Annotated in this window: 20 protein-coding genes and 1 pseudogene; 7 read left to right on the top strand and 14 right to left on the bottom strand. The window is 53.7% G+C overall.

From position 1 onward, the window contains the following. Positions 1-66: 66 nt before the first annotated feature. On the bottom strand, positions 67-1,566 hold the full coding sequence (locus tag LBF07_RS22475; protein WP_033145416.1) for an aldehyde dehydrogenase family protein: 1,500 nt from the start codon (positions 1,564-1,566) through the stop codon (positions 67-69). Positions 1,567-1,807: 241 nt separating this feature from the next. Between LBF07_RS22475 and feaR the strand changes: the two genes are divergently transcribed. Continuing rightward, a complete protein-coding gene (gene feaR / locus LBF07_RS22470; protein WP_033145415.1) occupies positions 1,808-2,716 on the top strand; it encodes a transcriptional regulator FeaR in 909 nt (302 codons plus the stop codon). Here feaR and LBF07_RS22465 read toward each other — a convergent pair whose 3' ends face one another. From LBF07_RS22465 to LBF07_RS22450, 4 genes are all read right to left on the bottom strand, one after another. Then, positions 2,717-3,034 (bottom strand): YdbL family protein, encoded by a 318-nt coding sequence (locus LBF07_RS22465; RefSeq protein ID WP_023311566.1) that lies wholly within the window; start codon positions 3,032-3,034, stop codon positions 2,717-2,719. 7 nt (positions 3,035-3,041) lie between these two features. Continuing rightward, positions 3,042-3,233 carry a YnbE family lipoprotein gene (locus tag LBF07_RS22460; protein ID WP_014169918.1) on the bottom strand — a complete coding sequence of 64 codons (192 nt, stop codon included), beginning with the start codon at positions 3,231-3,233 and terminating at the stop codon, positions 3,042-3,044. Continuing rightward, the gene (locus LBF07_RS22455) at positions 3,230-5,869 is read right to left on the bottom strand and encodes a YdbH family protein (protein ID WP_094935211.1); all 2,640 of its coding nucleotides are present in this window, start codon (positions 5,867-5,869) and stop codon (positions 3,230-3,232) included. The genes LBF07_RS22460 and LBF07_RS22455 overlap by 4 nt, the downstream gene beginning before the upstream one ends. A 127-nt stretch (positions 5,870-5,996) precedes the next feature. Further along, a complete protein-coding gene (locus LBF07_RS22450) occupies positions 5,997-6,320 on the bottom strand; it encodes a hypothetical protein (RefSeq protein WP_094935210.1) in 324 nt (107 codons plus the stop codon). A 326-nt stretch (positions 6,321-6,646) separates the two neighbouring features. Here LBF07_RS22450 and LBF07_RS22445 point away from each other — a divergent pair, with 326 nt between their 5' ends. Further along, positions 6,647-7,636: a 2-hydroxyacid dehydrogenase gene (locus tag LBF07_RS22445; RefSeq protein ID WP_033145411.1), complete on the top strand. Its 990-nt coding sequence runs from the start codon at positions 6,647-6,649 to the stop codon at positions 7,634-7,636. A 19-nt stretch (positions 7,637-7,655) separates the two neighbouring features. On the opposite strand, the gene LBF07_RS22440 is transcribed toward LBF07_RS22445, so the two are convergent. Beyond that, entirely contained in the window at positions 7,656-8,864 is a 1,209-nt protein-coding gene (locus LBF07_RS22440; RefSeq protein ID WP_094935209.1) for an MFS transporter, read from the bottom strand. 456 nt (positions 8,865-9,320) lie between these two features. Here LBF07_RS22440 and LBF07_RS22435 point away from each other — a divergent pair, with 456 nt between their 5' ends. Both LBF07_RS22435 and uspF read left to right on the top strand, forming a co-directional pair. Next, on the top strand, positions 9,321-9,992 hold the full coding sequence (locus LBF07_RS22435) for an MgtC family protein (protein WP_094935208.1): 672 nt from the start codon (positions 9,321-9,323) through the stop codon (positions 9,990-9,992). 245 nt (positions 9,993-10,237) lie between these two features. Then, a complete protein-coding gene (gene uspF, locus LBF07_RS22430; RefSeq protein ID WP_023292544.1) occupies positions 10,238-10,672 on the top strand; it encodes a universal stress protein UspF in 435 nt (144 codons plus the stop codon). Positions 10,673-10,773: 101 nt separating this feature from the next. Here the strand turns inward: uspF and LBF07_RS22425 are convergent, their stop codons facing one another. Both LBF07_RS22425 and dcp read right to left on the bottom strand, forming a co-directional pair. Further along, positions 10,774-13,356 carry an EAL domain-containing protein gene (locus LBF07_RS22425; RefSeq protein WP_126327644.1) on the bottom strand — a complete coding sequence of 861 codons (2,583 nt, stop codon included), beginning with the start codon at positions 13,354-13,356 and terminating at the stop codon, positions 10,774-10,776. 319 nt (positions 13,357-13,675) lie between these two features. After that, complete coding sequence (gene dcp, locus LBF07_RS22420) at positions 13,676-15,709, bottom strand: peptidyl-dipeptidase Dcp (protein WP_094935857.1); 2,034 nt, start codon at positions 15,707-15,709, stop codon at positions 13,676-13,678. Between the two features lie 142 nt (positions 15,710-15,851). On the opposite strand from dcp, the gene ydfG reads away from it, so the two are divergent. Together ydfG and LBF07_RS22410 are read left to right on the top strand one after the other, a co-directional pair. After that, positions 15,852-16,598, top strand: coding sequence for a bifunctional NADP-dependent 3-hydroxy acid dehydrogenase/3-hydroxypropionate dehydrogenase YdfG (gene ydfG / locus LBF07_RS22415; RefSeq protein ID WP_094935858.1), 747 nt, complete (start codon positions 15,852-15,854; stop codon positions 16,596-16,598). Positions 16,599-16,689: 91 nt separating this feature from the next. Further along, positions 16,690-17,376: a GntR family transcriptional regulator gene (locus tag LBF07_RS22410; protein ID WP_023311557.1), complete on the top strand. Its 687-nt coding sequence runs from the start codon at positions 16,690-16,692 to the stop codon at positions 17,374-17,376. 33 nt (positions 17,377-17,409) lie between these two features. Here LBF07_RS22410 and LBF07_RS22405 read toward each other — a convergent pair whose 3' ends face one another. Next, the gene (locus LBF07_RS22405) at positions 17,410-17,841 is read right to left on the bottom strand and encodes a universal stress protein (protein WP_033145406.1); all 432 of its coding nucleotides are present in this window, start codon (positions 17,839-17,841) and stop codon (positions 17,410-17,412) included. Positions 17,842-18,129: 288 nt separating this feature from the next. Between LBF07_RS22405 and ydfZ the strand changes: the two genes are divergently transcribed. Further along, positions 18,130-18,333, top strand: coding sequence for a putative selenium delivery protein YdfZ (gene ydfZ, locus LBF07_RS22400; protein WP_014883679.1), 204 nt, complete (start codon positions 18,130-18,132; stop codon positions 18,331-18,333). 43 nt (positions 18,334-18,376) lie between these two features. Here ydfZ and LBF07_RS22395 read toward each other — a convergent pair whose 3' ends face one another. The 5 genes and pseudogenes from LBF07_RS22395 to LBF07_RS22375 all read right to left on the bottom strand — a co-directional run bounded on the left by LBF07_RS22395 (position 18,377) and on the right by LBF07_RS22375 (position 24,122). Beyond that, positions 18,377-19,840, bottom strand: a complete 1,464-nt coding sequence (locus tag LBF07_RS22395; RefSeq protein ID WP_094935859.1) for a mannitol dehydrogenase family protein — start codon at positions 19,838-19,840, stop codon at positions 18,377-18,379. Between the two features lie 219 nt (positions 19,841-20,059). Then, a pseudogene (locus LBF07_RS22390) lies at positions 20,060-21,343 on the bottom strand (MFS transporter); the annotation flags it as partial. 112 nt (positions 21,344-21,455) lie between these two features. Further along, positions 21,456-21,872 carry a S24 family peptidase gene (locus LBF07_RS22385; RefSeq protein ID WP_094935861.1) on the bottom strand — a complete coding sequence of 139 codons (417 nt, stop codon included), beginning with the start codon at positions 21,870-21,872 and terminating at the stop codon, positions 21,456-21,458. A gap of 125 nt (positions 21,873-21,997) precedes the next feature. Beyond that, positions 21,998-22,993, bottom strand: a complete 996-nt coding sequence (locus tag LBF07_RS22380) for an acyltransferase (RefSeq protein WP_127341072.1) — start codon at positions 22,991-22,993, stop codon at positions 21,998-22,000. Between the two features lie 130 nt (positions 22,994-23,123). After that, positions 23,124-24,122: an SGNH/GDSL hydrolase family protein gene (locus LBF07_RS22375; protein ID WP_094935863.1), complete on the bottom strand. Its 999-nt coding sequence runs from the start codon at positions 24,120-24,122 to the stop codon at positions 23,124-23,126. Positions 24,123-24,124: the final 2 nt, after the last annotated feature.

Here is a 24,124-nt window from a genome sequence, read left to right as displayed (position 1 = left end):
TGACCCTCTCCCACGGGAGAGGGAACAAACACTAAAAGGCAACCTCCAGGTTGCCTTTTGCTTTTACTAGTAGCGCACGCAAACCGACTTGGTTTCGCACCAGCCGTCCAGCCAGTCCGGACCAAAGTCACGTCCGGTGCCGGACTGCTTCATGCCGCCGAACGGCAGGTTGGCGTCAATCAGCGTATGGCTGTTCACCCAGACGGTGCCCGCCTGCAGCCGGTCGGTATATTCCAGCGCCTTGCTGATATTCTGCGTCCAGACGCTGGCCGTCAGGCCATACTCGCTGTCGTTTGCCAGCTGGAGCGCCTCTTCCCCGTCGGCGACGCGTACCAGGTTGACCACCGGGCCAAACACCTCTTCACGGGTCAGGCGCAGTGAGGCATCCGGGTTCACCACCAGCGTAGGCGAAACGTAATAGCCTTTGCCTTCCGGCCCCCGGTTACCGACGATCAGCTCCGCGTTGCGCGACTTCGCTTCATCAAGGAAGGTCTGCACCTTGTCGCAGTGCGCGCGCGACACCAGCGGGTTGATAAACGCCTCCGGCGACATGCCCGGCCCGACGCTCAGGGATTTCACCGCCTGCTCAAACCCGCTGACCAGCGTGTCAAACAGCGGCGCTTCAATATAGATGCGCGAGCTCGCCGCGCACACCTGCCCCTGGTTCAGGAAGCTGCCGGTCATCAGGCCTTCGATCACCCACGCCGGGTCTGCGTCTTTTAGTACGATAGCCGGGTTTTTCCCGCCCAGCTCCAGAGTCACCCCGGTTAGCGTGTCCGCCGCCGCGCGGGCGATTTGCTTACCCGTCGCCGTTGAGCCGGTAAAGCTCACCTTTGCAATATGCGGATGCGAGGTCAGCGCTGCGCCGCATACCGCGCCGCTCCCGGTCACCACGTTGAACACCCCGTCCGGAATGCCCGCTTCGCTGGCCAGTTCCGCCACGCGCAGCATGGTCAGCGGCGTGGTCTCTGACGGCTTGATGACAATAGAGCAGCCCGCGGCAAGCGCAGGCATCACTTTCCACATCCCGATCATCAGCGGGAAGTTCCAGGGCACAATCCCGGCCACCACGCCAACCGGCTCCTTACGCGTCCACGCCTGATAGCGGGCGCCCTGCGGCAGCGGGATGGAAAGGTCGAGGGTCTTACCCGAAATTTTGGTGGTCAGCCCGGCGGTATAGCGCATCCAGTTCAGGGTGCAGCCGACTTCAAACATACGGGAAATATTGATGGATTTGCCCTGCTCCAGCGTTTCAAGCTGGGCCAGCTCTTCGCTGTGCTGTTCGACCAGATCGGCGAAATGAAGCAGGATCCGCTCGCGCTCCGCCGGCAGTTTTCCGGCCCAGCTGCGGGCGACAAACGCGCGCCAGCCGGACATAACAGCACGGTCAACGTCGTCGACGCTGGCATCGGCAGTTGAGGCAATGACCTCGCCCGTGGCCGGGTTGAAGACGTTCAGCCGTTTTTCACTGTCCGACGCGGCCTGACGCCCTTCAATCCACAGGCCATGCTGTCGGTCTAAAAATTGTTGTACGGCAGGCTGAATGGCCACCTGTGATTCAGACATAGGATACTCCTTCGTTATTCTTCGCAGGGTGTCCATCCAGTCTAAGTGGGGTTTTGCGTTCGCGCTTTTGTCTCTGTGACATTCGCTTTGCCACCTGTGACAGGCTCCGCAAATCGCGATAATTGCCGCTTATATCGCTGTTACCGGTGAGTGTTCTTTCCTATAGTCAGCCTCATAGCTCTGACAAAATGCAACACAAATGCAACAATGCGAAAACGTTGACGGTGCAGTGAGAGAAACGATGGCGTGTGCAAGCGAGCAGGAACAGTATCAGCAGTGGCTGGCGCAAATTAACCAGGTTTGCGGGCGTTTTAACGCGCAGCCCACCGGGGGGAAATTCTTCGGCGAGCTGGAGACCAGCTATGCGCGCAGCCTGAAGCTCAGCACCGTGACCGCAGGCGGCGTCAACCTGTTCCGCTCCCGTCAGGAGATCGCTCAGAGTAATGATGCCTGGTTCTATACCGTGTTCCAGCTCGAAGGCAGCGCGGAAATTGAGCAGGATGACCGTCGCGCGCTGCTCAGAACCGGTGATATCACGCTGATTGACGCGTCGCGTCCCTGCTCGATCAACTGGCGGGAAAAATCCCGCCAGATTTCGCTGCTGGTTCCCCGTCAGATTATTGAGCAGCAGTGTCGCTTCCAGGAAATAAGCTGCGCGACCGCCCTTTCCCGCACCTTGCCCACGGTACAGCTGAGCCATCGCCTGCTGATGGAGAGCATGAGCAATGCAGACCTGAGTGACCGTGAAAGCGAAGCGGCGCTCGAGGCGATGATCTGCCTGCTGCGCCCCGCTTTCCAGCAGCGTGAAATCATTCAGCCGCGCAAGGAGCGCCAGTTCCAGCATGTGGTGGCGCTGATTGACGATCATATTCAGTCTGAATCGCTGCGCCCGGAATGGATTGCCGCCGAGAGCGGCATGTCCGTGCGCAGCCTTTACCGCATGTTTGCCGAGAAGGGGCTGGTGGTGGCGCAGTACATCAAAAACCGTCGTCTGGATCTCTGCGCGCAGGCACTGCAATCTACCGGTGATGATGAAAAGCTGGCGGGCATTGGCTACAGCTGGGGCTTTACCGACCATAGCCATTTTTCAACGGCGTTTAAGCAGCGTTTTGGCGTCTCGCCGGGTGAATACCGCAGGCGCTACCGCTAACTACTTTTTGAGCCATTTTCCGTTAATGCCCTTCACGTATTCGCCCGGCTGCGCGCGGGCAACCAGTTTCTGACCGGCCATTTTAGCCACTTCATCAACCGGCAAATTATTGCTGTCGGCCAGCTTCTGGTAGTTTTCCGCGCGCGCGGCATTGATACGATTGACCAGCGCCAGCGTTTCCGCGTCCTGTTGAATCGGGGCAAGATAGCCGCTGAGGGTTTCCCCCACGCGCCCCTGCGCCCGGGCATCGTTTAAGGTCAGCGCAGCCGCCTGCACGTTCATCCCCAGCGCCAGTAAAATGAGAGCTAATCGTTTCATGGCATCCTCAGAACAGATCGCTGCGCGATTTCAGCAGGGTTTCAACGTCTTTATCGACCTTAATGTGGATCTCATGTTCGATTTTGACATTCATATTAATTGTAATCGGCTCCTTTGGCGCAGCGACTTCAATGCGCGGCGTACAGCCGGTCAGTAGCGCGGCAACGGCAACGGTGAGCACACCAGCCATCTTTTTCATTGTTGTTCCTCACTTTCCTTGCCAGTCGAACTGCGGGGAGCAGGTATCGCCGCATGTTGCTCAAACCAGGTTTGCAGATTGTCCCCAAAGCGCAGGCTGCGCCAGAGGGTAAAGACATTCTCATCATGGGTATAGTTCAGGTTGACGGAGCTGCTTTTGCCATCCACCCGGCTGGTCCCCTTGATGGTCGCCTGCATGGTTAATTCACCCAGATTATCTAAATTGATTCTCGTCCACGAACGCGAAATTTCCATATAGCGGAGCCAGTTAATCGCGGCGCCCGCCACCATATTATCTTTCACGATGGCGTCTGCCGTATCTTTGTCGATGCGCAGCGTCATTGGCCCCGGGTTGGTCAGCCAGCCATCTTTAATGATCCATTTTTCATTGTCCAGCCAGAACGGCAGCGCCCCGCTCACCGGCCCTGACATGGCAAACTGTTTCGGATTAACGGCGCTAATCAGCTCGCTCGAAGAGATATTGTCCACGCGCAGCAGGGCCGGATCGTGCTGCGGCATCCGCAGCTGCTGCATGGTGATTTTCCCGCCGAGGGTTTCCACCTTCACGTTGGTGAGGAGCAGCGGATTGTCCTCCGTCCAGGGATAATCCCCCTGTAGATCGGCGGTAATGTTGCGCGCGGTCACCAGGTTTTCCACTTCGCCTATGCGCAACGTGACCGGACCGCGCGTGCCGAGAGACCAGGTACCCTCGCTGAAGCGGAACGGCAGCACAAAATCGACGCCGTTAATCTGGTTATCCGGCATCCAGGCGCTGCCGGATTTCAGCACGCCGTGCCCGCCCGCCTCAAAGCCCTGATCGGCCGCCGCCGAGAAGGCGACCTGCGCGTAAAGCTCCCCGTCGCGCAGCGTCATTTTCCAGTCCGGCGGGATCAGCGGCTGGAAGACGGTGAGCGACTGTTTTGGCCACCAGGCCTGCCCGCGAAGGCGCACGCCATCCCAGCGTCCGTTCACCTGTACCGGGCCGATTTTGTCCGCATGGAGGTCGCCCTTGAACTGAAAAATGGTCGGGTCGGTGCCGTCGACGCTGAAGGTCAGGACCGAGGGCGGCAACGCGCTGCCGCCGGAGAAACGGGTTTGCCCGGCGTTGAGCGACAGCGCGCCGCTGAAGGCCGGTTTTTCGGGGTCACGCAGCCAGCGCACCGGTTGATCCAGCACCAGACGCGGCTTGCTGACCTCCATCGTGCCGTACTGGAGCTTGTCAAAACCGGTGGAGAGCGCCGTCAGCTCAATAAGATTGTCGCGCCACTCGCCTTTCCCGGCGACATCCCAGCGGGCATGCATCGGCGTAAAACCGCCTTTCCCCCAGTAGCGCCACTGCCACAGGCAGTTATCAGGTAAAAAGTCGTTGGCCTTGCCGTCCAGATGGAGTTCAAAATCGCCCATCTCGTTTTCATGAGCGCGCAGAATCGCCTGTAAACGACCGTCCACGCCCTTCTGCGTCAGCTTCACACCCGCCAGCGGCCAGCGGATTTCATCGATATCGAGTGAGTCAATGATGCGCCCGCGCGAGCGGAGCAGCGCGCCCGGCTCAAAGGCCAGCTGCGGTTCATACAGGCTGCCGGTCAGCGTGGCGGGCAATTTTGCGTAAAGAATGAGATCGTTTTGCTTCGCCTCGCCGCTCAGATGTAGGGGCATGTCGCTGTTTTCCATGCTGAGCCTGCCGGGCCCAATGTTCAGTACCGCGTTGCCTTTCCCCGCATCACCCTGGGTAAGCACATTCAGCCGTCCGGTCAGGGTGGTGTTATCCAGCCCCTGCTGCCAGTTGTCGGCGCGAAGGGATACCCGCCCGCTCAGCGGCATACCCGAGAGATCCCAGTTCCAGCGCCCGTCGCTGATGTTCAGCTGCTGCGCGGTGATCTGCCACGGCAGGTCGAGCAGCGGATCGGGATTATCCCGCGCCATCACCACCAGCTGTCCCTGATTGTCTTCCCAGTCCAGATCGGCATCGACCAGAGACGTCAACTGTGGCACGTTAAAGGTCGCGACCGCGTGGCCCTTCACCGGCACGCCATCCGGTACCAGCGGCAAGGTAAACTCGCCCACCAGCTTAATCGGCTGCGGCTGGTCCGGGAGCTGGACATCGAACTGGCTGACCGAGAGCGTCTGACCGCGAAGCGTGCCTTTAATGCTGACCTGCTCGCCTTTATAGGCGATCTCCTGAATGGACGGCGTCAGCGACGCATGCAGCTCGCCCTGCCACTCCTGCCAGGGCGACAGCGTCAGACGGTGAACCGTGATCCAGGTATTGGGTAACACCGCCTGCCACTGTGCCAGCGTTTTGGGGGCGACCGTTGAGGGCGCAGACTGGGGAATTTTGCTCAGACAGACGGAGTTAAGATCCAGCGCGCCGATATCCAGCTTCCAGCGGCTCGGGTGTGACAGCGTCACGTTATCGATGCGGGCAATTTCGCAGTCTTCAACCAGATAGCGAAGATCGGGGATCACCAGCGCGTGGCGGGTCAGTTTCGGACTCTCTTCAAAAGCGATGCGCGTCCCGACGGGCAGCCAGATCCCGGCGAGCGTCGGTACCCACTGGGCGAGCGTCATCAGCAGCGTCAGCGGCAACAATATGAACAGCAGTAAAAGCGCAAGAGCGGCTTTGTATTTACCCTTCATGGGCAGTTAATATCCTGATTTAGCGAAAGAATTAAGCCGGCAGTGCCGATCATTGTCGCATGTTTAGCCAGTCAGTTGAAGTCAAAGCCAGGTTTAAGGATAGATGCTGTAACGTTAAGTTGCGAAACTAGGGCCTGTTCCGTGGCATTGCCAGCAGGTAAAGCATGGCGAATATCAATGACCCCCAATACACCGAGTCGTACCGCCAGGGATCAAAATCAATATGTAAAAAACCGCTAACAAACTCATAGCCGTTGGCAAAAACGTTAATTTGAATGGCTGCGATGGCTATCACAAATAGCGTATAGGCAATGAACAGAGGATATTTACGCAGCCTGTCGACCTTGAGTTTCCCCATCAACAGTAAGAATAAAACCGCAATAGATACAACAAAATAGTACAAGGCGGGCAGCATCGGCGGAGATAAGGACAACTCCAATTGTTGCGACATGCATCATTCTCCATATTTGTCAGAAACTCACCTGGTTCCTAATATCTTTCCATCTCATACGTAGGCATTGCAGTTTTCATGCCCTCTTGCCATTCTTTAACCTAATCCAGACAGGCGTTTCTCACATCCTCTACCCACTCCATTATCCGCTACATGCCCTGTTCAGATCCGCGCCGAAGATTTCTCGTAGTAAGAATATCATGGAGTTAGGGTGTACATATGCTCTAGAATAATTGATAGAACTTATTGAATTCAATAATATTTTAGAAATTGTAAGATAATTTTAATCATGCTAACGTGAATGCAAAATCACTGGAGAAAGTCTTATGAAACTCGCGGTATATAGCACAAAGCAGTACGACAAAAAGTATCTGCAACATGTTAACGAGGCTTACGGGTTTGAGCTTGAATTTTTCGACTTTCTGCTGTCCGAAAAAACCGCCAAAACGGCGCACGGCTGTGAAGGCGTCTGCATTTTTGTTAACGACGACGGCAGTCGTCCGGTGCTGGAAGAGTTGAAAAAACAGGGCGTGAAATATATCGCCCTGCGCTGCGCGGGCTTTAATAACGTGGACCTCGACGCGGCGAAAGAGCTGGGTCTGAGGGTGGTGCGCGTCCCGGCTTACTCCCCGGAAGCGGTCGCGGAACATGCAATTGGCATGATGATGTCGCTCAACCGTCGTATTCACCGCGCTTATCAGCGCACCCGTGATGCCAACTTCTCTCTGGAAGGGCTGACCGGCTTTACCATGTACGGCAAAACCGCGGGCGTGATCGGCACCGGTAAAATTGGCGTCGCCGCCCTGCGCATTCTGAAAGGCTTCGGCATGCGTCTGCTGGCGTTCGATCCATACCCGAGCGCCGCTGCGCTGGAGCTGGGCGTGGAATACGTCGACCTGCAGACCCTGTTCTCCCAGTCTGACGTGATCTCCCTGCACTGCCCGCTGACGCCGGAGAACTACCACCTGCTTAACCAGGCGGCGTTTGACCAGATGAAAGATGGCGTGATGATCATCAACACCAGCCGCGGCGGGCTGGTTGACTCTCAGGCCGCTATCGAAGCGCTGAAAACCCAGAAAATTGGCGCGCTGGGAATGGACGTGTACGAGAACGAACGCGATCTGTTCTTTGAAGACAAGTCGAATGATGTGATCCAGGACGACGTGTTCCGCCGCCTGTCAGCCTGTCATAACGTGCTGTTTACCGGACACCAGGCGTTTCTCACTGCCGAAGCGCTGATCAGCATTTCAGAAACCACGCTGGGTAATCTGCAGCAGCTGGAAAAGGGCGAAGCGTGCCCTAACGAACTGGCGTAAGCGTGACGCCGGGTGGCGGCTATGCCCCACCCGGCGTACTGTCTGTCTCCCAGATCCGGTGCGCAAAGCACCACCAGAGCAGGACGGCCACCAGCGCAATCGCGCTCAGGACGCTGAATGCCGTGGCAAACGAGTAATGACCCGCAATCGTGCCGGTTAACGCCGGGCTCATGGATGCCCCTACCCCCTGCATCAGCATCACCACACTCTGCCCCGCATTGACGTGCCCGCTCCCGCGCAACAGCACCACGATAAACGACGGTACCGCGACGCCCAGGATCCCTGCGGCGAGCCCGTCGAGAATTTGTACCGGGACCATCATGAGCGGCGCCTCCGTCGACGCCGCCAGCGCGGCGCGCACCGGCATCACCAGCAGCGCCAGCATAATTAAGCGCCAGTAGCCGTAGCGGTCTATTCGGTGGGCGACCCAGATGGCGACGGGGATCATCACGGCCTGGGAGATGATAACGGTGCCCGCCGCGTACAAACCGGGGTTGATCGAGGCGGGCGCGGCGGCCATCCTCATGCTCAGCATCGGCAGCAGCGCGGCGTTCGCCAGGTGAAAGAGCAGCAGCGTCAGCCCGGTCACTAACAGCGCCCGGTTTTTAATCAGCACGGCAAAGCCGGGAACCGGCAGGCTCGCTGAAGAAGAGAGCCCCCTCGCCGCGTCGTTATCGATATCCCCGTTGCGAATGGCAAGCAGCGCACAGAGCGTTAACAGCGTCGTACAGGTCATCAGCAGGAAAATCCCGCCGACGCCCCAGTACCACGCAATGCCCCCTGCAATCAGTGCGGTAACAAAGTTGCCGCCGTGATTGAACGCCTCATTTTTGCCCATCTGCGCGCTGAATCCGCTCTGACCGGTCAGCCCCAGGGTAATTCCGGCGATCAGCGGACCGACAAACGCCGCACAGATACCGGAGACAATTTGCGAAACGGCGACAACAGCGCTCTGCTGGCTAAACCAGAGCAGCAGCGTGCTAAGAGTGATGAGCAGGCACACCAGCGCCAGCACGGTCCGCTTGCTGCGCGAGGTGTCGGTGATGAATCCCGCCGGCAGCGTGGCCAGTAGTCCCGCCAGCCCACCGGCCGTCATCAGGATGCCGATATCATCGGGAGCCCAGTGGCGTTCGGTCAGAAAAATACCGAGAAAAGGACCGAGGCCATCGCGGACATCCGCGATGAAAAAACTTGTCAGGCATAATGCCCGCAGCGAACGAAGAGACATACTTCCTGCCTTTGTCTGTTATCGCCTGTAAAAAAGGAAATGTAGTATAGCGGGTATTTTTTAAAATCAGATGACGTCTTAAAAAATATGCCTTGCGAACTTAAACAATTCATAACGGAGGCTGTTTTTTCGCTTTACTCATTATCGACCCTGACTATACTGGCAATAAATTTTCACAGGAGTCCTTCGTTGGAAAGTTATTTTATTGTTGATACGAAGGTAAGCTAGCGCGATTTCCTCGCTGCTTACCTGAAACGGTGGGCAGCAATCCTCTTTAAGCGATTGTATCCCGAAATAGTAAAACCACTCAATTTGTGGGGCATCGCATGTTCATGTTTACACATTCACTCTTTCCGCCACCGTCGTCCTGACACGTTTAGCATTTAAACGGCGTTATGATGTGCTTAGCAAAGCACTGACGCTTATTATTTAATAACGTTAACAGGCGACAGGCTGATGTTCCCTTATATCTCTCATCTGCTCGCAGCGATGCTGCTGGGCGCAATTATTGGCGCGGAAAGACAGTGGCGCCAGCGTATGGCCGGACTTCGTACCAATGCACTGGTTGCCACGGGTGCGGCAGTGTTCATTTTAAGTTCGGTATCGACTTCTCCTGATAGCCCGGGGCGTATCGCAGCGCAGATCGTCTCCGGAATCGGCTTTCTTGGCGCTGGCGTCATTATGCGTGAAGGAATGAATATTCGTGGTTTGAACACCGCCGCAACGCTGTGGTGCTCGGCCGGAATTGGCGTACTGTGCGGATCAGGCCAGTTCTGGAATGCCGCCATGGCCAGCCTAATTATTCTCTGCGCTAACATATTGCTTCGCGAAGCCGCGCAGCGAATTAATCAACTGCCCGTGCTCCATGAAGGCGAAAAATGCTATGTACTTAAAATCACCTGCAATGATGAGCATGAAGATGCGGTGCGGCAGAGCGTCGTAAATATGGCGAAAGAGTTGACGTTAAGTCTGAAAGCGATTTATTCCGCTACGGCGCAAGCAGAAGGTAAAACCGAAATTCGGGCGGAGGTGATGACCCGGGAGGAATACCGAAAATTACTCGATCTGATTATGGGGAATATGGGCGGGAATAAAATTATCGCGTCCGTCAGCTGTCACGCAATATGAACAAGGTACCGGGCATTGCGCCCGGTTGAGGCTTTGGCGTTTTGCAGAAAACGGACCGTGACGCGGAGAGATTCATCCCCGAATGCCCCTGTTCGTTGTCACGCCACGTTGACGAGATCACGGGCAGGTTCGACTGTACGCCTATCACATAACCGAAATTTGTCCCCGTTATGACAGCTTGCTCTCTGTTTTCCTGAAATTAACGGTCTACCCTGAATTGTGTGAAAAACACTCAGGAGGGACAAATGTATAACTCAATTTTGGTTCCAATTGACATTTCGGAGGATAGCCTGACGCACATGGTTATCCCCTTCGTTCAGGCACATACAGCCCTTAACACAGCTAAAGTTCACTTTCTTACCGTCATTCCATCGCTTCCGTATTATTCATCATTAGGTTTGGCCTATTCGGTTGAAATGCCGAAGCTGAAAGAGTTCCAGCACGCGGCCTTAGCGAAGCTGGATGAAATCGTTAAGCAATTCAAAATTCCTCCAGACAAGATACAGACTCACGCCGTGACGGGCTCTCCAAAGGATCAAATCCTTAAGCTCGCTGACACGATCGATGCCGACCTGATTATCATCGCTTCCCACAAACCTGACATATCAACGTATCTGTTAGGTTCGAACGCTGCGGCAGTGGTTCGGCATGCGAAATGCCCTGTCCTGGTCGTAAGATAGAAAGCGGCGTTTACGATCGTGGATACGAACGGAGAGCGGATAACAAAAACCGGGCGAGAAGCCCGGTTTTTCATTTACGCTTTCCTGAGTGAAAACGCGATTTAGAGATTTACTCTGTTGGCGTTTAAATTTAAGTCCGCAATGGCGGCCGGTTTTCCAAGCAGGTAGCCCTGAACTTCATCACATTTATTTTTTTTCAGAAAAGACAGCTGTTCGACGGTCTCCACCCCTTCTGCGGTTACCGCCATGGAATAGGCTTTCCCCAGGTCGATAATTTTCTCCACGACTGACTGGTTCTGCGGCGAGTCACCGAGGGTAAAAATAAAGCTCTTGTCGAGCTTAAGCCCGTCAAACTGAAACTTCCGCAGATAGCTCAGTGAGGCATAGCCGGTACCAAAATCGTCAATCAGAATGCGGACGCCCATTCTTTTGAGAGACTTCATGGTCTGCAAGGTTTTTTCTGGGTCGGAAAGCGTAACGTTTTCAGTGACTTCAATTTCCAGCCGGTTGGATCCAAGCCCCGTTTCGTGAAGGATCTCTTTTATTCTTTCGGCAAGATCGCTTGCCTGGAATTCGATAGCAGAAATATTAACGGAGACCGATAATCCCGGCAATTTGTCTTTCGTCTCCGTACAGGCTTTGCGTATGACCCAGTTACTCAGGCTAATAATCAGCCCGGTTTCTTCTGCCAGCGGGATAAACTGATCGGGCATTATGGTCCCCCGAGCCGGGTGCTGCCAGCGTACCAGCGCTTCGACGGCCTCAATTTTAGAATACCGGAGGTTATAACGCGGCTGGTAAACCAGGTAGAGCTGTTCTTCGCGAATCGCGGTCTTGAGTTCTAATTCCAGTTTCCTGCGTTCAGTCAACTTTTCCGACATATCCGGGCGATAATAGACCCATCGGTTTCTGCCGGATTGTTTCGCCTGATACAGCGCAATATCCGCGTAGCGTAGAAGATCGTTTGCGCTGCTGCTATCCCGGGGAGCCAGCGCAATGCCCATGCTTACGCCTATCGCCACATCATTGCCCTCAATGGCGAAAGGACGGTTAAGTTCTTGCACGATACGACGACACACCTCCTCAATCTGGTCTTGCTGGCTGGTGTTGCCGAGGAGAAGCATAAATTCATCCCCTCCCTGCCGTGCGACAAAATCACCTCGACGCACGCAATTTTTAAGACGTGAAGCGACCTCGCCAAGCAGGGCATCGCCGGTGGAGTGCCCGAAAATATCATTGACGGGTTTAAACTTGTCTAAATCAAGGCAAATCATGGCAAACGGATAACGGTTGAGGTCTTCTTTCGCCAACTGGCCAGCCAGAAATTCCTTAATATGATACCGGTTCGGCAGACCGGTTAATTCATCATGGCGTGACAGGAACTCCACGCGTTTTGTTGCTTCAACTTCCTGAGAGACGTCGGTTGCCGCGCCTCGCAACACCACCGTTCCATCAGGCTGAGCAGAAAACTTTGCCAGAAGCGTGCAATATGACGTGTTTTTTTGCGCGTGAGTATAAGGACAGTTTTTAAATTCAAAGCGTTCGGTTAAATCCCGCTGCCCGGCGCAGTCATGTGATAATTCGCCTGTCGCCGGAAAGAGTTCATCCAACCTGCGGCCTATCCATTTGCTATTTTCATATCCCGTTATTGTAGAGAAACGACCCGATAGCCACGTTATCCTTAACGATAAATCTGTTTCCCAGAACCAGTCGCTGGTTGTTTCACTGACGTCCCGGAATCGTTTTTCACTCGTAATAAGATTCAACCGCGCCTGCTCAAGGAGAAACGTATTTTCGTCAAGCATTCTCGCCTTGTGCATAATATGGCGCATTAATATCACCGTCATCGATACCGTCAGAACGACGGAAAGAATGAGCAATGGCAAAAAATAAATTATTAACGCCTGGCCGGGATTTTCACCGTCCCAGATAATTTGCACATCCCCATTTTGGGTGCTTAAGGTAAATTCCGTCTGATTCTTTATTTGAGAAGTGGCTGTATCAGGTGAAGTACGAACGTTCTGGATGCCGTCATCCTGCCCAATCGTGAGGAGTTTTTTAGCCGTTAACTTGTCTATAAACACCATTGTCGACGGTTTTCCGGGCATGGTTTGCACGCTCGCATCATCGCCCGTCGTTATCCATTGCGCAGAAACAATGGCCGGCACGGAATCGATAAGCGCTAGCACAGAAACCGGCACTCCCTTTTTTATACTCAACTCATGGAGTAAACGGTCTTTGGTTGATTTGTCTAACCAGCGCTCCAGCTCCTGAAGCTTCAGCTTCCCGTCAACCACGCTGTATCGCGTGCTCCCTTCCGGAGAGAGAACAAACACCCCTTCGTAGCCAAAGTTGTCATACAGGGACTTACCCAGGTTCTGCTTATCCCATGCCCAGTGAACGTCATTGTTCAGATGAAGATGTTTGTAGGCATCTCCCCACTCGGCATTGTCTTTCAAATGACTTTGCATGCTCTCCTGGCGGGTCTCCAGGGCTTTCCTTAACAAAAATTCATCGTGCTTGTCGCTGATTTCATTTACATTATCTTTTATTATTAGCAGGGAAATTATTGCCGCAATAAAAATACTTATCAACAACGTTACAATATAAGTAAAGGTTTTATTTATCAGGCCTTTAGAAGGCTCGGTATCCGTGAAGCTCGGATTGTTCAGAGGTAGGGTCATCTTTCGCCTTCTTAACTGCTACTGCGTCGATTTTTATGCCACTTTCATTTATCGGCACAAAATAACAAAAATTTATAGCTAAAAATCCGAAGCTAAAGGTTTTTATTTTTACAATCCAGAACAAACTATTAACCATTAATTCATTTAAAGCCTAATCTTGGCCAATTAAATATACTGTTCGAAGTAAGTTTTAATCTCACCTGTTTTATTTATAAAGAAAACATATTAAAACTGTTTTTGCAGAACACGTTACAAGCACGTTGGAGCCTATAAAAAAACCGGGCGTAAAGCCCGGTTCTTTTTTCTGACGAGACTGGCTCTATTCGCTCAACCCGCGATTTTCCAGCATCGGTTCAATCTTCGGATCATGCCCGCGCCACTGCCGATAAAGTTCAGCCAGATCCGTGCTGTTACCACGGGACAAAATCGCCTCGCGGAATTTTTGTCCGTTTTCACGAGTCAGACCGCCCTGTTCGACAAACCACTGATAGCCATCGTCCGCCAGCATTTGCGTCCACAGGTAGGCGTAATATCCCGCCGCGTAGCCGCCGCCGAAAATATGGGCAAAATAGCTGCTGCGATAGCGCGGCGGTACGGCGGGCAGATCCAGCCCCTCTTTTTTCAGTGCTGCCGCTTCAAACGCGTCTACGCTCGAAACGGCTTCGCTAATCCCGTGCCAGTTCATGTCCAGCAGCGCGGCAGCCAGCAGCTCCGTCATGTCATAACCCTTGTTGAAATGGGTCGCGTTGAGCATGCTTTCCCGCAGCGCGTCCGGCATCGGTTCACCGGTTTCGTAATGGCGGGCGTAGTGGGTAAACACCTGCGGATGGCTGGCCCAGTGTTCGTTGATCTGCGACGGGAATTCAACGAAATCGCGCGGCGTATTGGTCCCGGAGAGCGTGGCGAAACGCTGGCTGGCAAACAGACCGTGCAGCGTATGGCCAAACTCGTGGAACAGGGTGATCACGTCATCCCAGGAGAGAAGCGCGACGCCGCCGTTAGCCGGTTTTTGGTAATTACAGACGTTGTAGATCACCGGACGGGCGGCAAGCTCGAAGGATTGCTCGACGAAATTCCCCATCCAGGCCCCGCCCTGCTTGGAATCGCGGGCAAAAAAGTCGCCGTAAAACAGCGCCATGCCCTCACCGGTGTGGTCGAAAATTTCCCAGACGCGGACGTCCGGGTGATACACCGGAATATCGAAGCGCTCCACAAAGCGGATGCCAAACAGCTGGCTTGCGGCCCAGAATACGCCATCGTGCAATACGGTATTGAGCGCAAAATAGGGTTTGATTTGCGATTCATCGAGGGCATATTTTGCCTGACGCACGCGCTCGGCATAAAAGGCCCAGTCCCAGGCCTGCGCGGTGAAACCGCCCTGCTCGTCATCAATCACTTTCTGAATATCGTCCTGCTCGCGCTCTGCCCGGGCGCGGGCGGCGGGCACAATGCCGCGCATAAATTCCAGCGCGGCGTCCGGAGTTTTCGCCATCTGGTCGGCGATACTCCAGCTGGCGTAATCGTCAAAGCCCAGCAGGCTGGCCTGCCGGGCGCGCAGCGCCGTAAGGCGGAGGATCAGCTCGCGAGTGTCGTTTTCATCCCCTTTCTGGGTGCGCGTCCAGCCTGCGTTGAACAGGTTTTCGCGGGTCTGACGATTGCGCAGCGCGGAAAGCGCGGGCTGCTGAGTCGTGTTCAGAAGCGGGATCAGCCAGCGGTCGTTTAACCCTCGCTCCGCGGCAGCCTGCGCCGCGTCGGCGATCTCGCTGGCGCTGAGCCCATCAAGCTGGTGCGCGTAATCCACCACCAGCCCGCCCGTCTTATCGGCAGCCAGCAGACGCTGATTAAACTGGCTGGTCAGGGTCGCCGCCTCGGTATTCAGCGCCTTCAGCTCGGCTTTTTCCTTTTCATTCAGACGCGCGCCGGCCAGAATAAACTGCTGATACGTCTCCTCGACCAGCCGACGGGATTCGGCGTCCAGCGCGGCACGGTCCTGCCAGACGCTCTCCGCGCGGGCGAAAAGGGTGTCATTCAGCCAGATGTCGTTTGCCAGCGCGGCAAGCTCGGTGGAGAACTGCTCCTCAAGCTCCTGCAGATACGCATTGGTGTGTGCGGAGGTCATAGCGAAGAACACGCTGCTGACGCGCGAGAGCAAAGCGCCGCTTTTCTCCAGCGCCAGCACGGTGTTGGTGAAGTCCGGCGCAGCGGTTTGGGACACAATGGCGTCTACGTCCGCCCGCTTCTGGCGAAGCGCTTCATCGAAGGCCGGGCGATAGTGGCTATCGTTGATTTCATCAAAATGGGGGGCCTGGTAAGGCAGCAGGCTGATGTCAAAAAAGGGATTCGTGGCCGTCATCTTTCGCTCCTGAGTACGGGTATCCTCCCAGAGTAGGTCAGGCCGCCATCCCCTGCAACGCCGTCATACAAATGTTGCCTTAACGCACCCTCTGCGGCCGTGCTATGTTAGTACAACACAAAAAGCGTTGAGGAACAGTGAGATGATTATTTTAGTTACCGGGGCAACGGCAGGTTTTGGTGAAAGCATCACGCGTCGCTTCGTCGCCAACGGGCACAAGGTTATTGCCACGGGCCGTCGTCAGGAGCGCCTGCAGGAGCTGAAGGACGAATCAGGCGACAGCATCCTGACCGCGCAGCTGGACGTGCGTAACCGCGCGGCCATTGAAGAGATGATTGCCAACCTGCCCGCCGAGTGGCGCGCCATCGACGTGCTGGTTAACAATGCCGGTCTGGCGCTGGGCATGGAGCCCGCCCACAAAGCCAGCGTGGAAGACTGGGAAAACATGATCGACACCAACAACAAAGGGCTGGTCTATATGACCCGCGCGGTGCTGCCGGGCATGGTCGAGCGCAACCGCGGCCACATTATCAACATCGGCTCCACCGCAGGAAGCTGGCCTTACGCGGGCGGCAACGTCTATGGCGCAACGAAGGCGTTTGTGCGCCAGTTCAGCCTTAACCTGCGTACCGATCTGCACGGCACCGCCATTCGCGTTACCGATATCGAGCCGGGCCTGGTGGGCGGCACCGAGTTTTCCAACGTGCGTTTCAAAGGCGATGACGCGAAAGCGGGCAAAACCTACGAAAATGCGAACGCGCTGACGCCGGAAGATGTGACCGAAACGGTCTGGTGGGTGGCGACGCTGCCAAAACACGTCAACATCAATACCGTGGAAATGATGCCCGTCAGCCAGAGTTTTGCCGGACTTAGCGTCCATCGTGGCTAACTCTGCCCTTCCCGGCCTGCGGGCCGGGTCTGTTTCGGGTTATAAAAGAATGGTAGTATGTTCAGGCTAACTCTCTGAGAAATGACAACTCATGGCCGCTGAATCGCAACTCAATCCCACCCAGCCCGTTAACCAGCAAATCTATCGCATTTTGCGACGTGATATTGTCCATTGCCTGATCCCACCGGGAACGCCGCTTTCTGAAAAAGAGGTGTCCGTGCGTTTTGACGTTTCCCGTCAGCCGGTACGTGAAGCGTTTATTAAGCTTGCTGAAAACGGACTGATTCAGATCCGCCCGCAGCGCGGCAGCTACGTGAACAAAATTTCACTCTCTCAGGTACGCAACGGCTGTTTCGTTCGCCAGGCCATTGAATGCGCGGTGGCGCGCCGTGCCGCAACGCTTATCAACGACAACCAGTGTTACCAGCTGGAGCAGAACCTGCACCAGCAGCGTATTGCGATTGACCGTAAGCAGCTCAATGATTTCTTCCAGCTTGATGATGAATTCCACCAGAAGCTGGCGCAGATCGCGGATTGTCAGCTGGCCTGGGACACCATCGAGAACATCAAGGCCACCATTGACCGCGTGCGCTATATGAGCCTCGATCACGTCTCCCCGCCGGAAATGCTGCTCCGACAGCATCATGATATTTTCAGCGCGCTGGAAAAACGCGACCCGGACGGTGTGGAAAAAGCGATGACGCTACATCTGCAGGAAATTAGCGAATCCGTGCAGCTTATTCGTCAGGAAAATAGCGAGTGGTTTAGCGAAGAGTAATATGCGCCGCCCCTTTCGGGTGCGGCGAGGTGATTAGCGAACGACTAACACCGGGATCGTGGCGTAGCGCAGAATAGATTCCGCATTTGAACCCAGCAGATGCGTGGAGATGCTCGGATTTTTCGACCCGATGACAATCGCATCATATTTCCCCTCCTTGCTCAGCTTGATAATTTCATCCCGGACGTTGCCAAAACGCACCATGCTGTGAATATTCTCAGGGGCAATATCGAACAGTCTTTTTAACTCGTTCATTTTCTTCCCGGATTCTGCGGTCATATACTCTTCAAACTTTTTTATATCGGCGTTGAAACCGCGCAGCAGAGACCGGCTGCTGGCAGGCAGAATATTGACCAGGGTAATCGACGCGCCCTCAGCCTTCGCAAGGCTTGCCGCGTGGCGAACCGCTTTGTCGCTCAAATCCATTTCAAACACGTCTACAGGCATCAAAATGTTCTTATACATAAGCCTGACTCCTTATTCCGATGAAAGGGTTATTTCCTGCACACAGGATGACATCAGGAATATAAACCAACCCTCAACGCTTCCCTGTCGAAACTATCAATTAATGAAAATAACGGTCCACTTTGTAAATTACCGTCCTGAACCGTCAGCGCCCGACGAAATAAAGAAAAAAGTGTGAGTTTGATCAAAAACAAAAACATGAAGCGCGGACAGGCGTATTTATATGCCCCGTGAACGGCATAACCCGAAATAGCGCCGTAACGAACAGGTTAGAGAGGAGAAAATACCATGATGACATACGACCGTAACCGCAATGCAATCACCACCGGCAGCCGCGTCATGATTAGCGGCACGGGCAAAACTGGCGTGATTAAAGCGATCCACAGCGACGGGCTGGATGCCGCGCAGGTGCGCCGCAGCAAAACGGTTGAAGTGGAAGGATGCGAAGGTAAGTTCGAACCGATTGAGCTGATTCGCCTGGGGATGCACTAAGCTGTGCGCAGCCATGCCGCCGCGCACGGCGGCATGTGCTGAACTACCGTTGAGACGCGTACTGCGCGACGGTCGCTTTCGCGCCCTGTTGCAGCAACGACCGGTACGCGGCCATCACCGCAGCCACAAAGCGCGGCTCCTGCGGTAACTCGTTACCAAAGATGGCCTCAATGCCGAGCAGCGCATTGACCCGGCTTTCGCCTTCCGCACTTTCGTTCACCGCCGCCTGAATAACCGCCAGCTGCGGATCGCTCACGTCGATGGCGTTACCCTGCTCGTCAATGCCGCCGACATAACGCATCCAGCCAGCCACCCCCAGCGCCAGCAGCGGGAAAGGCGTCTGGTGCACCAGGTGCCAGCGCACGGAGTCCAGCATACGCTGCGGGAGCTTCTGGCTGCCGTCCATCGCGATTTGCCATGTCCGATGGCGCAGGGCCGGGTTGCTGTAGCGGGCAATCAGGAGATCGGCATAGCGGCCTAAATCAACGCCCTTCACTTTCAGCGTGGGCGCCTGCTCGTTAAGCATCAGCGCGTGCGCGGCGAGGAGGTAGTTCTCGTCTTCCATACAGTCGTTGATATGCGGGTAGCCGGCCAGATAGCCCAGGTACGCCAGGAACGAGTGGCTGCCGTTGAGCATGCGCAGCTTCATCTCTTCAAACGGGATCACGTCTGACACCAGCTCGGCTCCGGCCTTTTCCCACTCTGGACGTCCTGCCACAAAGTTATCTTCGATCACCCACTGGCGAAACGGTTCACAGGCGACTGCCGCCGGGTCACGCACGCCGGTCAGCTGCTCAATTTTATCCAGCGTATCGGGCGTGACCGCCGGCACGATACGATCCACCATGGTTGACGGGAAGGTGACGTTAGCCTCGATCCAGTCCGCCAGCTCGCCGTCTACGGCCCGGGCGTACGCGCAGGTCACATTGCGCATCACGTGTCCGTTCTCCGGCATGTTGTCGCAGGACATCACGCTAAACGCGGGCAGACCCGCCGCTTTGCGACGCGCCAGCGCTTCCACCACCACGCCCGGCGCGGATTTCGGCTGGTGCGGGTTTTGCAGGTCGGCGACGATAAACGGGTGATCGAGCATCAGTTGTCCGGTCGCCGGTGAATGGCAGTACCCTTTCTCGGTGATGGTCAGCGAGACAATCGCCACCTGCGGTTCGCACATCGCCGCCAGCACGCTTTCCAGCCCGTCAACCTGCGCATGCAGCGCTTTTTTAACCACGCCAACCACGCGGGATGTCCATGCGTCGGCAGACATCTCCGCCACGGTGTAGAGGTTATCCTGCGCCTTCAGATCGGCAATCTGCTGCTCGCCGCCAATCAGGTTAACCTCACAGTAGCCCCAGTCGCTGCCGTGCCCGGCGGCGAGAATGTCGGCGTACACCGCCTGGTGCGCCCGGTGAAAGGCGCCAAAACCCAGATGAACAATGCGTGGTTGAAGGCTGTCGCGATCGTACTGAGGCAGCGTCGCGTTGGCCTGTAATAAGGTGTTTTCCATGATTAAGACTCGTTAATTAGAAAGTCGTGGACCGCTGCCGCTCCTCTGAAGCGGCGGCGCCTGCTGACTACACCAACTAGAATGGCAGCCGGGGTAAAAAAATAACTGCCATCAACCATACTGATACTGCCGTTTGAGATTTTGATTTATATTAACTTTTGCTCATGTGGTGTGACATAAAGTCAGAGTTGTGTGACAGGCCACGTAAGTTATGAACCACTAGCGCCGCGAGGAGAACGCGCCGTAACCCACGCTCTCTTCTGGCGCGGATTCCGCTGCGTCGTGCGCCGCGCTCAAATCACGGTCGCGCACTTCCGGCATCAGGATCGCCGAGACCAGCCCAATCACGGAATAGGCCACCAGCATGGCGACAATCGGCCACCAGGAGCCGGTCATGTTGCAGAAGATCCCCGCCAGCACCGGACCAAAGCCCACCGCCACCAGACCGCCCGCCTCTTTCGAGATAGCCATGCGGGTAAAGCGATTTCGCGAGCCAAACATCTCCGCCATGGTGATATTTTCCAGCGCAAACAGCCCCAGCACGGCGAAGTTATGGATAACGATGATAGAGAGCATGATTGTCCCCGGCGCATAGCTCTTATCGACGATGATCGACAGCATCGGGTAGGCGAGAAGAATGGCGGAGACATTGAGGATAATGTACGGCAGACGGCGCCCTACTTTATCGGAAAGCCAGCCCAGCAGCGGAATGGAGATAAACCCGAGAATGGAGCTTACCATCAGCGCATCGGTCGGGATGGCTTTATCGAACAGCAGCGTCTGGACCAGATACCCGGCGAGGAACGTCTGGATCAGCCCCGAGTTGCCCGCCTGACCGAAACGCAGCCCGGTCGCAAGCCAGAAGGATTTACTTTTCACCATTGAACCCAGCGAGGTGTCCGGCTGTACGGTTTGGGCATCGTTCACTTTCTCAAAGACCGGGCTCTCTTTCAGGTTCATTCGCAGCCAGATGGCGAAAATCATCACCACGACGCTGGCGAGGAACGGCACGCGCCAGCCCCAGGCAATCAGCTCTTCACGGTCGAGGGCTAAGAACATCACTGCCCAGATCGCCGTGGCGCTCAGCGTCCCGCAGTTAGTGCCCATCGCCACCAGCGAGGAGATAATGCCGCGTTTCCCTTTCGGCGCGTACTCCGCCAGCATGGTCCCGGCCCCGGAAATCTCCGCCCCGGCCCCCAGGCCCTGGATGATACGCAGCGTTACCAGCAGAACGGGAGCAAAAATCCCGATCTGCGCGTAGGTCGGCAGGACGCCAATCAGCGTGGTGCAGATCCCCATCATGGTGATGGTGATAAACAGCACCTTCTTACGACCAATGCTGTCGCCCATTCTGCCAAAGATAAAGGCGCCGACAATGCGTGCGATATAGCCTGCGCCGTAGGTCCCCATCGCGAGGATCAGCGCCATCGCGGCTGACTGTTCCGGGAAGAAGATCTCGTGAAAGACCAGGGCAGCCCCCAGCGAGTAAAGCTGAAAGTCCATAATTTAAAGGTGCAAAAAATGAAAGCATGAGTATGTAGAAAGTAAGCAGGTAAAAAGCAAAGTGTTAGCGCAAGACGAATCATCACCTTCTGTGTGTTTGAGTTGTTTTGCGCTAAATTTTTGCCCCATATATGCCCCATAACATCACCGGACAATCATCAAACTCACCAGACCGCGCGTCGTTGATGATGTACGTGATCACCCCAAACACCGGCCGCGATGTATCCGACACATCGTCTTTCATCGGTAACGGCTCCCTCCTTCCATTTTCTGGGTTTTCCAGGCAGGGATGCGGTAGCGTCCTGTAGCGCATAATCCTGAACTCACCATCAACAGCACAGACAAGCAGAGAACCATCCTTCGGCGTCAGCGACGAGTCGACGATAAGCATAGCGCCCTTCATGATCCCGGCGCGCAGATATGTCGTGCCGGCTACCATCATGTACGTAGCTGATGGATGAGCGATAAGACGCTTATCGAGTGATATGCGCTCTTCAACGTAGTCTGCAGCTGGCGACGGAAACCCCATGATGAACCCCCAACACAAAACTGTATGTATATACAGTAGTGTTTATGTTAGCTCAGATCAAGCTCGCCAGCAAAGGTTTTTATGTTTGTTGAAATTAAGCATAAAAATCATAATTCTAGTTATTTCTAGCTAACATATCTTCTCTTATCAAGAGTTCTTATTATTGTTGCGGTAACAGTGCTAGAAATAATTACAATTACAAAAGTAACGATAAGATTAGCAAACTGAGAGTCAAAGAAATAAAGTTTTTTAAATTTTACATACTCCAAAATAATTGCATGGACACCATATATTGCCAACGACTTATCTGAAATGAAAGAAATTACTTTCTGCGAACTTGAGTTAAGGTTTATATTCTTTACAATATAGAATGCAGAAATTGAAGACATATACACGGGAATTGTAATATAGTTTTGATATTGATAGGCAAGCGACCCAATCTCAATTGATTTTATTATCGTCATGTACGATATTAATGCTATTGAAGTAATGCAAATGACAATTGAGGATTTTATTAGAACTTCTTCACGAGTCATGCTTCCAACAAATGCACCAGAAAAACAATATAACAATAACAATAAATATTGTGAATCTATAGCGAACCCATTCTTTAATTCAACGCCAAACGTGAAATAAAAAACATCGTTTAAGGTTGGATTGAATATTATCATTGCTATAGTTACAGCAATCAAACCATGCTTTGGATTTAAATTCCTAACCTTAATAAAAAAGAAAAGCACATAGTATACAAAGATGTAATATAAATACCACAAATGATACATAGCTGGCTTCTGATAAATAGTCTTTAATGTATCTATAAAGTTAACACCTCCGAATACACTATAGTAAGCAACACAGAGCAAGCTATAAAAAACAAGAGCTGTGAAAATTTTTATAATATTGCTAGGCCTGACGCTTTTATCATTGAGAAATATATATCCAGAAATCATCAAAAATAGAGGGACGCACATTCTAGATGCACTATCTATAATAACAGTAAATCCCCACAGGGCATTGCTAACATTACCTATGCTGTATTTTGTCAAAGCTGTCACATGAACCACAACAACCATGAAGCAAGATAAAGCTCTAACGTTATCAAGCCATATTTTCCTTTCCAATATACCCTCTCTATATTTAAAGAAACTAACAGCATAAAATTAAAGATAGTTAATATATAATAATTTAAAGAAACATAATATTGCCACACCCATTCATTATATTGATGAGTGTGGCAAGAAAGCAACATCTTCAAGATGTTAGCACAATACCATCAAATGACATCTGTGTAGACGATGAATTGTTGTGAACCATTACAGTGCCATCCGTGTTGAAATAAACTGGTACGGGGCCGGTATTACCCCATGCAATAAAGTAACGGATAGCGCTTTGTCGCAGAAACTCCGGCAGCGTTAACACAAGGCCATTCAATGCAGAAGCACCATCAAGGCGCCCCTTTAACTCGATGCCCACATTGCTAAAACGGTACTGAACACCATTTGTTAAACCTGCTGCCTGACCAGGCAAAGCGATCCAGTCAGAAGGCGTTTTAACTACAGGGCAAACATGTGCAGCAATTGCCCTGGCGATTTCATATCCGTAAATACGATATGCATAGGCCGTAGGATGCATATTGTCACGAAGAATAGGGTCAGCGAATATAGATTGCAGGTACAAAGGATTCACAGCCCCTGTGAAATTTGTCATATCCACGAGTTGTAATCCACGATCTGCAGCAATTCGGCCTATAGCGGCACGGATATCTCCTCCCCTGTTTGAGTTAGTAGTTGCACCGCCACTCCCATTAGGGGTATCTGTTTTAAGATACCATTGCGGCGGGATAACGAGCACCGCGCTCCTTCCCTGCGATTGTAGTGTGTTAAGCAGGTTATTCAAGGATGTCTGAAACGCCGCAAGGGAATTACCACCCTGAATATCATTAGTACCGATAAACACAGCCACAATGGATGCATTCGAAAACGGGTTCGCTGTAAGGTTTGCGATCTGCTGATCAAGCGTCTGACCAGAAATAGCCTTGTTTTCGATGCTATTGATACGAATACCAAACGAGCCATCCAGTGCTTCTGCGCACCAAACAGGCCATGATCCATCAATAGCATTATCGGAAATACTATCGCCGATAATCCCAAGAACCTGAGAGCGTGGGCTCGAAGCAACTTTAAACTGCCGCGTGTAACCCAATTCACCGAGGAACGCCTGCACGTCTGCCGCCGTGATTGGGTCAGCCATGG

This window comes from Enterobacter cloacae complex sp. ECL352 (assembly GCF_020149545.1).
Lineage (GTDB): Bacteria > Pseudomonadota > Gammaproteobacteria > Enterobacterales > Enterobacteriaceae > Enterobacter > Enterobacter asburiae_B.
Note: the sequence above shows the minus strand (reverse complement) of the source record. Positions and strands in the feature narration are given on the sequence as shown.

Bases quoted from the DNA above. Each gene is read 5' to 3' on its own strand.
- LBF07_RS22475 (WP_033145416.1), bottom strand. From the start codon at position 1,566: ATGTCTGAATCACAGGTGGCCATTCAGCCTGCCGTACAACAATTTTTA.
- feaR (WP_033145415.1), top strand. From the start codon at position 1,808: ATGGCGTGTGCAAGCGAGCAGGAACAGTATCAGCAGTGGCTGGCGCAA.
- LBF07_RS22465 (WP_023311566.1), bottom strand. From the start codon at position 3,034: ATGAAACGATTAGCTCTCATTTTACTGGCGCTGGGGATGAACGTGCAG.
- LBF07_RS22460 (WP_014169918.1), bottom strand. From the start codon at position 3,233: ATGAAAAAGATGGCTGGTGTGCTCACCGTTGCCGTTGCCGCGCTACTG.
- LBF07_RS22455 (WP_094935211.1), bottom strand. From the start codon at position 5,869: ATGAAGGGTAAATACAAAGCCGCTCTTGCGCTTTTACTGCTGTTCATA.
- LBF07_RS22450 (WP_094935210.1), bottom strand. From the start codon at position 6,320: ATGTCGCAACAATTGGAGTTGTCCTTATCTCCGCCGATGCTGCCCGCC.
- LBF07_RS22445 (WP_033145411.1), top strand. From the start codon at position 6,647: ATGAAACTCGCGGTATATAGCACAAAGCAGTACGACAAAAAGTATCTG.
- LBF07_RS22440 (WP_094935209.1), bottom strand. From the start codon at position 8,864: ATGTCTCTTCGTTCGCTGCGGGCATTATGCCTGACAAGTTTTTTCATC.
- LBF07_RS22435 (WP_094935208.1), top strand. From the start codon at position 9,321: ATGTTCCCTTATATCTCTCATCTGCTCGCAGCGATGCTGCTGGGCGCA.
- uspF (WP_023292544.1), top strand. From the start codon at position 10,238: ATGTATAACTCAATTTTGGTTCCAATTGACATTTCGGAGGATAGCCTG.
- LBF07_RS22425 (WP_126327644.1), bottom strand. From the start codon at position 13,356: ATGACCCTACCTCTGAACAATCCGAGCTTCACGGATACCGAGCCTTCT.
- dcp (WP_094935857.1), bottom strand. From the start codon at position 15,709: ATGACGGCCACGAATCCCTTTTTTGACATCAGCCTGCTGCCTTACCAG.
- ydfG (WP_094935858.1), top strand. From the start codon at position 15,852: ATGATTATTTTAGTTACCGGGGCAACGGCAGGTTTTGGTGAAAGCATC.
- LBF07_RS22410 (WP_023311557.1), top strand. From the start codon at position 16,690: ATGGCCGCTGAATCGCAACTCAATCCCACCCAGCCCGTTAACCAGCAA.
- LBF07_RS22405 (WP_033145406.1), bottom strand. From the start codon at position 17,841: ATGTATAAGAACATTTTGATGCCTGTAGACGTGTTTGAAATGGATTTG.
- ydfZ (WP_014883679.1), top strand. From the start codon at position 18,130: ATGATGACATACGACCGTAACCGCAATGCAATCACCACCGGCAGCCGC.
- LBF07_RS22395 (WP_094935859.1), bottom strand. From the start codon at position 19,840: ATGGAAAACACCTTATTACAGGCCAACGCGACGCTGCCTCAGTACGAT.
- LBF07_RS22385 (WP_094935861.1), bottom strand. From the start codon at position 21,872: ATGGGGTTTCCGTCGCCAGCTGCAGACTACGTTGAAGAGCGCATATCA.
- LBF07_RS22375 (WP_094935863.1), bottom strand. From the start codon at position 24,122: ATGGCTGACCCAATCACGGCGGCAGACGTGCAGGCGTTCCTCGGTGAA.